The sequence below is a fragment of the Ilumatobacter nonamiensis YM16-303 genome (genome assembly GCF_000350145.1).
Classification (GTDB): domain Bacteria; phylum Actinomycetota; class Acidimicrobiia; order Acidimicrobiales; family Ilumatobacteraceae; genus Ilumatobacter_A; species Ilumatobacter_A nonamiensis.
The window spans coordinates 18686-28546 of sequence record NZ_BAOL01000093.1 but is presented as its reverse complement, the minus strand read 5'-3'; the positions used below and the strand labels follow the sequence as shown (position 1 = coordinate 28546).

The 9861-nt window shown below is 67.8% G+C and carries 10 protein-coding genes; 5 read left to right on the top strand and 5 right to left on the bottom strand.

Features of this window, described 5'->3' with window-relative positions; all coding sequences use genetic code 11:
• Positions 1-553: sigma-70 family RNA polymerase sigma factor (locus tag ON45_RS10660; protein ID WP_040493760.1), on the top strand; the 553-nt coding region annotated here is incomplete at its 5' end.
• A gap of 4 nt (positions 554-557) precedes the next feature.
• On the opposite strand, the gene ON45_RS10655 is transcribed toward ON45_RS10660, so the two are convergent.
• The 4 genes from ON45_RS10655 to ON45_RS10640 are packed head-to-tail and all read right to left on the bottom strand — an operon-like array spanning position 558 to position 5482.
• Positions 558-1796 (bottom strand): sterol carrier protein domain-containing protein, encoded by a 1239-nt coding sequence (locus ON45_RS10655; protein WP_158412338.1) that lies wholly within the window; start codon positions 1794-1796, stop codon positions 558-560.
• A gap of 43 nt (positions 1797-1839) precedes the next feature.
• Positions 1840-3714 (bottom strand): Sip1-related alpha-galactosidase, encoded by a 1875-nt coding sequence (locus ON45_RS10650; RefSeq protein ID WP_040493758.1) that lies wholly within the window; start codon positions 3712-3714, stop codon positions 1840-1842.
• Entirely contained in the window at positions 3704-4123 is a 420-nt protein-coding gene (locus tag ON45_RS23650; RefSeq protein WP_206537683.1) for a glutaredoxin family protein, read from the bottom strand. Before ON45_RS23650 ends, ON45_RS10650 begins: the two co-directional genes overlap by 11 nt.
• Before the next feature lie 27 nt (positions 4124-4150).
• Positions 4151-5482 (bottom strand): acyl-CoA dehydrogenase family protein, encoded by a 1332-nt coding sequence (locus ON45_RS10640; protein WP_040493757.1) that lies wholly within the window; start codon positions 5480-5482, stop codon positions 4151-4153.
• A gap of 98 nt (positions 5483-5580) precedes the next feature.
• Here ON45_RS10640 and ON45_RS23645 point away from each other — a divergent pair, with 98 nt between their 5' ends.
• Together ON45_RS23645 and ON45_RS23895 are read left to right on the top strand one after the other, a co-directional pair.
• Positions 5581-5838: a rhodanese-like domain-containing protein gene (locus ON45_RS23645; RefSeq protein ID WP_206537682.1), complete on the top strand. Its 258-nt coding sequence runs from the start codon at positions 5581-5583 to the stop codon at positions 5836-5838.
• A gap of 27 nt (positions 5839-5865) precedes the next feature.
• The gene (locus tag ON45_RS23895) at positions 5866-5991 is read left to right on the top strand and encodes a rhodanese-like domain-containing protein (protein WP_277619170.1); all 126 of its coding nucleotides are present in this window, start codon (positions 5866-5868) and stop codon (positions 5989-5991) included.
• A 19-nt stretch (positions 5992-6010) separates the two neighbouring features.
• On the opposite strand, the gene ON45_RS10630 is transcribed toward ON45_RS23895, so the two are convergent.
• Positions 6011-6790 carry a sugar phosphate isomerase/epimerase family protein gene (locus ON45_RS10630; protein WP_040493755.1) on the bottom strand — a complete coding sequence of 260 codons (780 nt, stop codon included), beginning with the start codon at positions 6788-6790 and terminating at the stop codon, positions 6011-6013.
• A gap of 116 nt (positions 6791-6906) precedes the next feature.
• Between ON45_RS10630 and ON45_RS10625 the strand changes: the two genes are divergently transcribed.
• Both ON45_RS10625 and ON45_RS10620 read left to right on the top strand, forming a co-directional pair.
• Positions 6907-7962 carry a hydroxyacid dehydrogenase gene (locus tag ON45_RS10625; protein ID WP_051062878.1) on the top strand — a complete coding sequence of 352 codons (1056 nt, stop codon included), beginning with the start codon at positions 6907-6909 and terminating at the stop codon, positions 7960-7962.
• The gene (locus tag ON45_RS10620; RefSeq protein WP_051062876.1) at positions 7959-9848 is read left to right on the top strand and encodes a DUF2264 domain-containing protein; all 1890 of its coding nucleotides are present in this window, start codon (positions 7959-7961) and stop codon (positions 9846-9848) included. Before ON45_RS10625 ends, ON45_RS10620 begins: the two co-directional genes overlap by 4 nt.
• Positions 9849-9861: the final 13 nt, after the last annotated feature.

The following is a 9861-nucleotide window of genomic DNA, read 5'->3' as shown; positions in this document are numbered from 1 at the left end:
CGCCACGTGGTGGATCCGCCAGGCGATCACCCGCGGCATCGCCAACACCGGCCGCACCATCCGCCTTCCCGTTCACGCCGGCGACACCCTCGCCCGGCTGCAGAAGGCGCGCTCGCGCCTGGAGCTGAAGTACGGCCGTCCCGCCACGCTCTCCGAGCTGGCGAAGGAAGTCGAGATGCCCGAGGACAAGGTGACCGAGGCGCTGCGCTTCGCCGCCGAACCCCTCTCGCTGTCCGAGCCGCTGCGTGAGGACGGCGACGCCGAACTCGGCGACGTGGTCGAGGACCGTTCGGCCGAGTCGCCGTTCGAGGTGGCCGCCACGGCGCTGCTGCCCGAGGAGATCTCCCGGCTGCTGGCCCCGCTCGACGAGCGCGAACGCGAGATCCTCAAGCTGCGCTTCGGCCTCGATCGCGGCGAGCCCCGCACCCTCGAAGAGGTCGGCGACCACTTCAGCCTCACCCGCGAGCGGATCCGCCAGATCGAAGCCCGCGCCATGAGCAAGCTGCGCCACCCGTCGAGCGACACCGGCGCCCGCGACCTCCTCGCCGTGTGATCCGTCAGAAGTAGATGCCGGGGACCGTCGGGGGAAGACGGAACGCGTGATCCAGGCGATCGACCAGATCGCTCGGAGCCGAGAAGCGATGCGTGACGGCCAGCGCAGCCGCCGACGCCACCCCGAACCACAGGCGGGTCAACGCACCCACGTCGCACTCCACCACCGGGAGCCCGCCGCGATGGCCGGAGTCGACGGTCGACTCCGCGGCGATCCGAATCGAGTAGTCACCACCGATTCCGGTCCACCCACCCAGGTCGGCCGCATCGAGGTGGTCGGCGACCGGATCGCTGAGCCGGAGATCGAACGCGATCGGTTCACCTTCCCATCGACGAGCGGCGACGCAGGCCGCGAGGTCGAGGATCCGGAGCTGCCACCACGCGACGTAGGAACTCTCGCTACCGGGCAGTCGGGTCTGCGGCCGGTGTCGCATCGGAGTGTCGAGCAGCACCTGGAGTTGCACCATCGGCGGTTCGTTCATCACGACGGAACGCACTTGGTCACCGAGCTCGCGCAGCAGCCGGAGCAACTCCATCAGCTCCTCGATCGTTCGGTACGCCAGCATCGAGATGTCGAGCGGACCGTGCTCTTCCTTCAGTGAGCCGGCGAGGAAGTGGGTGAGCTCGCCCGTCTCATCGCGGTAGCCGAGCGCGATCGGATCCTCAATCCACGAGATCTCCGCGCGTTGCCACGCGTCCCCGTCGAGGGTGACCGCGCCGTGATGGGCCATCCGGTTTCGGAGCGCAGCGGCCATGTCGCTCGCATCCTCGGGGCCGAGACGGACGGGCGTCCGGTACGGGATGTGACCGACCCGCAGTGTCTGGGGGTCGAACGCCGCGCGATGGTCGTAGCTGCCGGTCGCGAATCCGAACCGATCGTAGAAGCCCTGCTCGAACATGCCGAGCGCTGCGACCGCGGCACCACCGTGCCCTCCGGCGGCAACGGCGCGCGCCGTCATCGTCGACGCGAACCCCAGCTTGCGTCCGACGTGCGACGTCGTGACCGCGGCGACCGCGACGAGTGGCAGGTCGGTGGTGTCGTAGGTGATCCGGCCAGGTCGTCGAACGACCAGACACTCGGGTGTGTCGTCGAGCGTGCCGACCTCGCTGTCGACGTCCTCGAGGAACAGACCGACCGCCTTCGCGTGCTCGGCGCCGGACTCGATCCATCGCACCTCGCGCCAGATTCGTACGACGTCATCGAGGTCGCGGTCGTGATCGAAGGGCCGAATGCGTCGCTCCATCGAGCGAGCTTCGCACCCGGTCATCGCTCGACCGCCATCGATTTCAGCTCGATGCGGTGGCCCCGGATTCGACGATCACGTACTTGGTGGGGTCGAAGCTCTCGCCCGGCTCGTCGACGGCCGTCGGGCAGACGACGAACAGTGCCCAGTCGCGCGGCACGAGTTCGGCGGTGATCGCGGTGCGCGTCGCGCTGGCGCCGGTCCGCCATTCGTACACGATTTCCTCGCCGTCGAGTTCGAATCGATCCCGGAGGGCCTCGGCTCCGACCGTGCCGGTCGCGGTGTCGACGGTCGTGTTGATCGCGACGACGTAGGTCCACACGCCTTCGGCCGTCGTGGCCGTCGTCGTCGCCCACATCAACCTCTCGCCACGCTCAGGAGCGCCGAACAGGCTGTCGTCCGTGGCGGCGACCGCCTGGTCCACGCGCCGCAACCGACCGTCGTCGTCACAGCAACGCATCACGATTCCGAGGTTCGTGCGCCCGATGCGATCGCCGATCCCCACCGGGCCGCCCGACAGCGCCGACAGCAGCGCCTCCACTTCGGCGTGGGGATCGCCGTCGATCGCATCGTCCGTCGGCGACAGGTCGGGGTTCGAGAAGAAACAGTCCTTGAACGCGGGCAGACCGAGCGTGTTCGCGAGGCGATTGACGGTGAGGAACCACGTCCACAGGAAGGCAGGGTCCTCGGCGAATCGGTAGTCGTCGCACGTACGCAGCGCGACGACGCGGTCGAGCGAAGCCGCTTGCATCATGTCGGCCGGGGTCGACATGCACCACAGCAGATCGACGCTGGTTGCTCGCGCGTGATCGTTCAGGGCGCGCTGCCAGTCGGCGGCTCGGCCGGGTGAGCTGCGCAGCGCGCGGACGCCGAACCAGTACATCAGCATCCAGTCCTGCTCGATCACCGTCGCTCCCCAGCGCGCCGCGTCGTCGAACCAGCGCCGGAAGAACGCCGGATCGATCGGCTGCGCACCGAAGTCCTCGACCCACCACTCGTCGGTGCCCGTGACGTACGGCGAGCTCGGCGAGATGTGACGTGCGTGCAACACCAGCGGCGGCCGGTCGAGTCGGTCGGACAGTTCGAGTACCGCGTCGCCCGTCGTCGCGGGGAACGCGTCGGCACGCGCCGACCACGTCGACATGCCGGACGGAGGGACCTCCTCGGGGTAGCCGATCTCGGTGATCGGTCGGAGCGTGTCGTGCGGGTAGAACCACGAGTCGAGTTCGACTGCACGGATCGGAACGTCGTCGGAGCGCAACCGTTCCACCACGTCGACGACCGACTCCGCGATCGTCCGATCCGCCTCGGTGCGGTACCAGTAGGCGGCACCGTTGTCGGTCCAGTACGACAGATGCGTCGAGAGCGGATTGTCGACCGGACGGTCGATGTCGGTATCACCGGCCAGATCGGCACGCCAGCGATGCAGGACGTCCGACAGCGACGCACCCACGAACACTCCGAGCGTCGTCGCGAACCCGGCGGGCACCTCGTCGAGATCTCCGTGCCAGCCCCACCGCAACGCGTCCGTCTCCACCGCGATGATCTGCTCGTGGAATCGGTCGATCGGCGCCAGCAACGCGACACCCTCGGCGGTGCGCGCCACGAGCGGCGCGACGACGGCCGGCGACTGGAGACTCGCAGCGGGCGTGAAATCGAAATCGAGGATCGACGTCGCGGTGACCGGCAGCGCGAACTGCGTGAACGCGAATCCGAGGAACTCGATGTCCGCATCGAACCGGGCCGACTCCCAGCGCACGCCTCCGGTCGGCTGGGCGAACCATCCGTTTCCGATCCCGTCCAGCCGGTCCGTCGCACGGAGCGTCAGATACGTGACCCCGACGCCGGCCGACGGTTCCCGCCGATCGACGTCGACCACGACTCCGGCGGTGTCGACGGCGTCAAAGTCACCCAGCATCGACGAGCTCGACGATCAGTCCCGGGTCCGGCTCGACGCGCCGTCCTCCTGCGATGACCGTCGGAGTCAGCTCGTTCCCGTCGTTGAGATCCATGACGAACTCGGCCGCCTCGTCGTCACGCCAGATGTTCACCCACGTCACCTGCTCTCGAGCCGCTCGCGGCAGCGCGCGTTGGAGCTTGGCGCAGTACATGCACCCCGGCTTCCAGTAGATCACCACGCCGCTGCGAACCGCCGCGGATGCTTGGTCGACGTGGCGACCCGGTCGAAGCGGTGACCACCACAAACCAGCGGCGAGGCACAGACCGACGATGATGCCCGACGCCGGCGGATCGAACGACGTTGCGGCAAGAACCGCGAACAGCGCGAAGGCCGCAGGTGCCGACCATCGGTCGTACCAGCGGCGCACGCGGACCGGTCCCTGCAGATCGTGGAATCAGGCCGGGCCGGAGAAGACGCCGTCCTGGACCGCGCTGTCGTCGGCGAGGAAGGCTTCCTTCGGGTTGTACGAGGCCGCGGCCTCCTCACCCTTGTTCACCTCGGACCGGCCGACGACCATCCAGTGGACCTCGTCGGGGCCGTCGGCGAGACGCAGCGTGCGCTGGCTGGCGTACATGTCGGCCAACGGCGTCCACTGCGAGACACCCGTCGCACCGTGCATCTGGATCGCCTGGTCGATGATCTCGCACACCCGGATCGGCACCATCGCCTTGACGGCGCTGACCCAGACGCGAGCCTCGGCGTTGCCGAGTTCGTCCATCGCCTTCGCCGCCGTCAGCACCATGCGGCGCATCGACTCGATCTCGATCCGCGCCTTGGCGATCATCTCCGTGTTGCCGCCGAGTTTGGCGAGCGGCTTGCCGAAACCCTCACGGGTCAGGCCGCGCGAGACCATCATCTCGAGCGCCTTCTCGGCCTGGCCGACCGAACGCATGCAGTGATGGATCCGGCCCGGGCCGAGACGAACCTGGCTGATCTCGAACCCGCGGCCCTCGCCGAGCAACACGTTCTCGTACGGGACGCGGACGTTGTCGAACTTGATGTGCATGTGACCGTGCGGGGCATCGTCCTTGCCGAACACGTGCATCGCCCCGAGAATCTCCACACCGGGCGTGTCGATCGGGACGAGGATCTGGCTCTGACGCTGATGGGCCGGGCCGTCCTCCGACGTCTGGACCATGGTGATCATGATCTTGCAGCGCGGGTCGCCCGCACCGGAGATGTAGTACTTCTCGCCGTTGATCAGCCACTCGTCGCCGTCACGCTCGGCCTTGCAGGCCACGTTCTTCGCGTCGGACGACGCGACGTCGGGCTCGGTCATCGCGTACGCCGAACGGATCTCGCCGCGCAGCAACGGCTCGAGCCACCGCTTCTTCTGCTCCTCGGTCCCGACCCGTTCGAGAACTTCCATGTTGCCGGTGTCGGGCGCTGCGCAGTTCATCGCCTCCGACGCCAGCGGGTTCTTGCCCAACTCGATCGCGATGTAGGCGTAGTCGAGGTTGGACAGGCCCTCGCCCGTCTCGGCGTCGGGCAGGAAGAAGTTCCACAGCCCGTTCGCCTTCGCCTTGTCCTTGACCTCCTCGAGCAGTTCGAGTTGGCCCGGGGCGTACGACCAACGGTCGGTCCGGCCTTCGCCGAGTGCGAAGAACTTCTCGGACATCGGCGCGACTTCCTCACGAATGAAGGTCTTCACCTGCTCGTAGAGCGGGCGGACTCCCTCGGACATCCGCAGGTCGTACATGTCAACGGTCGATTCGAGTGCAGGCATGGTTCCAACCTAGTGATCGATCGGCGAGCGGTCCCCAATCGGACGACCGGTCGTCTCGGGTGGCACGGTCGACGTACTCTGACCGGAAGGGGAACATCATGATCAAGTCCGTTCAGCAGATGATCGACGAGGCCCGCGCCGAGATCGTAGGCCACACGCCTGCCGAGGCCCGGCGCCGCGCCGCCGACGAGAACGCGTTGCTCGTCGACATCCGCGACGTGCGCGAACTCCAGCGTGAAGGCGTCGTCCCCGGAGCGCATCACGCACCGCGCGGGATGCTCGAGTTCTGGGTCGACCCCGAGTCGCCGTACCACAAGCCCGTGTTCGCCGAGGACCGTGAGTTCATCTTCTATTGAGCATCCGGTGGACGGACAAGTTTGTCCGTGAAGACGTTGAACGACATGGGACTCGCGAGCGCCTCGCACATCGAAACCGGCTTCCACGGCTGGCGCGACGACGGCCTCCCGATCGTCACCTACGACGAGTGGACCGCGGCACGCAGCGGCTGAGAATCGTCACTGGATCTCCTCACGCGATCCATTTCGTGAGGGTGGCCGCTTCGCGGGCGAGGAGCGACGGTTCGTCATCGGGCAGGAACTCGAGGAACGCGTAGCGGGGTTTCTCCCACCGGCTGGTGCCGCGAGCACGCGGCAGCACCTCACTCCAGGTGGCCTCACCGTCGACCAGCGGGTGACGAGTGAGGCCCCTCCACCAGTACACGTGGAGATGGGCGAGGTGTTCGCTCACGGCGTCGAACTCGGCAACCTGTGCAACGGGATCGTCGTTGATCGTCTCGTCCCAGTAGACCGGCTGCCAGTACGTGTAGAAGTTCGGAGCACCGACCTCGTCGATCAACTGCAACGTCGACTCGGCTGTGTGCGTGAGCGTCCAACCGTGGAACTCGACGCCGACGGTCAGGCCGTGATCGACGGCGATCGCGGACGTCGTGGACAGCTCGCGCACGATCTCCCCACGCGTCTCGGGGTCGGCGGTGTGGTCGGTCCCGAGCGGCGTCCACACGCGGAGGTTGTCCGCCCCCAACGCCGACGCCGTCGCGCACGCGTCGGCCGTCGACCCGGACCCCTGGTCCGCCCCGAGGTAGGTGCCGTACGACGGGCACTCGATTCCGGCATCGGCGCATCGTGCGGCGACCTCGCGTGCCCGAGGTACGTCTCCGACCGGGACGTGGCCGTCGGCTCCCCACTCGATCCCCTGCAGGCCGGCCCCGACGGCGAGGTCGATGATCGCCGCTGGATCGAGTCCGCGGAAGGTGACCGAGCAGAGCCCGCTCTGTACGTTCTCGATCATCGGATCCCCGCGCTGGCGAAATGCTTCCCGATCAATCGTCGCACGTACTCTCCTGCGCTCTCAGCGGTCTTGACGAACGAGGGAAGCTATGACAATGTCCCGCGTCCTGCAAGCGCATGCAGCTCGTGCATGCACCGCCGAAAGGGCAGACCCTGAGTACACACACGATCGCCATGGTCATGTTCCCCGGCGTGGCCGACAACGTCCTGGCGCCCTCTGACCGGGCACGCCTCGCCGCAGCGGGTGAGCTGGTCGGCGACGACTCGTTCGGCAGTCCCGACGAGATCCCGGACGACGCAGCTGCCGACGTCACGATCCTGCTCACCGGATGGGGTTGCCCCCCGCTCGACGACCAGGTTCTCGCTCGTTTCCCGAACCTGCGTCTCGTCGCACACGCCGCCGGCACCGTGAAGTCGATGGTGACTCCGTCGCTGTACGCGGCCGGGGTCGCCGTCACGTCCGCCGCCGATGCCAACGCCGTCCCGGTCGCCGAGTTCACGATCGCCGCGATCATCATGGCCGGCAAGAACGTGTTCGCGATCCGCGACCAGCACCGGGCGAACCAGGGTGGAGCGATGGCCGCACTCCCCGGTCTCCTCGACCGCAACGCGAACATGGGCAATTGCGGCCGAACGATCGGGCTCGTCGGTGCATCGCGGGTCGGTCGCATGGTGGCCGAAGGTCTCGTCCACTTCGATTGCCGCGTCGTCATCCACGATCCGTACCTTGCAGACGACGACGCCGCAGCGCTGGGTGCGGAGTTGGCGACGCTCGACGAGCTGTGCGAACGATGCGACATCGTCAGCGTCCATGCACCCCTCCTGCCGTCCACCGAGCGCATGATCGGCGCCGAACAGCTCGTTCTGATGCGCGACGGCACGTGGATCATCAACACCGCGCGCGGTGCGATCATCGACACCGACGCGATGACCGCCGAGGCCGAATCAGGACGACTCAACCTGTTCATCGACACGACCGAACCGGAGCCGCTGCCGGCCGATTCACCGTTGTACTCGCTTCCCAACGTCGTCCTGACACCGCACGTCGCCGGCTCGCTGGGCAACGAACTCCCCCGTCTCGGTGCAGCCGCCGTCACCGAGATCGAGCGTTTCGTCGCCGGCCAACCCGCACTCTGCCCGGTCGTCGAGTCCGACCTCGAACGAATCGCGTGACCACCGCCTCCCCGACCCGAGCCAATCCGCTCACCGCGGGGCCCCTCACCACACGCGCCGATCTCCAGCGCGCCGTCCGCGACCTCCACGCACCGCTGCTGCCCCACACCAGTGACTCGGGCGCGCGGGTGCGTCTCGGAAGCTTCGGTGCGGTGTTTCCCGAGCGCGTCGCCGAGTTGGAGGGCTACGCGAGACCGCTGTACGGCATCGTCCCGCTCACGGTCGGTGGCGGAGGTTTCGAACACTGGGACCGCTACCTGTCGGGTCTCGACGCCGGAACCGATCCCGCGTCCGTCGACTACTGGGGGGCGGTCGAATCGAGCCCCGATCAGCGGATGGTCGAACAGGCGGCGATCGGCCTCGCGATGGCCTTCTGCCCGGATCAGATCTGGGAGCCACTCTCGGCTGCTGCCAAGGATCGCGTCACCGATTGGTTGCACGGCATCGACGAGTTCGAGCCGGTCGACAACAACTGGCAGTACTTCCGAGTGCTGGTGTCGCTCGGACTCGAGCGAGTCGGACGCCCCGTCGATCACGCACGGCTCGACCAATCGCTCGAACGAATCGAGACCTACCGCCGCGGCGACCACTGGTACCAGGACGGACGCACGGGCAACGTCGACTACTACATCCCGTTCGCGTTCCACACGTACGGCCTCCTGTACGTGGCAGCCAACCGGCTCGGCCTCGGTGATGACCGCGTCGCAGCGAGATACGCGGAACGGGCCAGCGCGTTCGGCCACGACTTCGTCCACTGGTTCGCGTCCGACGGCGCCTCCATCCCCTACGGCCGGAGCCTCACCTACCGGTTCGCGATGGCCAGCTTCTGGGGCGCCATGGCCTGGGCGGACGTGGACGGCGTCGACTGGGGGGTGGCGAAGGGGATCTCGATGCGTCACCTGCGATGGTGGGCCGAGCGACCGATCAGCGACCGCGACGGTGTGTTGTCGGTCGGGTTCTCCTACGACAACCGGCGTCTCGCCGAGTCGTACAACTCTGCGGGATCGCCGTACTGGTGCATGAAGGCGTTCGGTGCCCTCGCCGCGCCGGACGACCACCCGTTCTGGACGTCGGAGGAGTTGCTCCTCCCCGAGGTCGACGGGCCCGTCACGATCGACGACGCCGGATGGGTCCTGGCGCGGGACGCTCGACAGAGCGTCGGTTTCGTCGGGCGGCGGGCGTTGCCGATCCCGTTCGTCGAGCAGGGCGCCGCCAAGTACGACAAGCTCGCGTACTCGACGGCGTTCGCTTTCAGCGGAGACGTCGAGGCCGCGTTCGGCGGTCCGGCGACCGACTCGACGATCACCGTGACCGCTGGAGAGGTCCGGCGCACTCGCGGTCAGCCTCGCGAGGGCGGGGTCGAGGACGGCATGACATGGAGCATCTGGTTCCCGTTCGACGACGTCCGCGTCGACACCGTGGTGTGCGCGGGCACACCCTGGCACGGGCGGATCCACCGCATCCGGACCGAACGCGCGATCACGGTCGACGAGGGCGGCTTCGCCCTTCCGTCGGCGAGCACCGGTTTCGCGAGCCGCGCCACGTCGACCGACGAGCCGGGCGTGCTCAGCGGATCCGCCGGTTGCTCGGCGATCGTCGACGACGATGGCAATCGCACCGGATCGATCAAGTCGCTTCCCGTCAACGCCAACCTGTACTTCCCGGCCGGACAGGTCCCGATGCTCACCGGGGAGTTCGAACCGGGCGACCACACGATGTCGTGTTTCGTGTTCGCCACGCCCGAAGCCGACGCCACACCGACCGAGCCACCGGTGATCCCCGATTCGGCGCGGGTGTTGCTCGATCGCGTCGCGGCGATGGACAGCGAACCCTGGCCGCCGGCCCGAGCCATCCTCGCGTCGATCCTGCGCCGCAGCGACGGATGATCGACGTCCATGG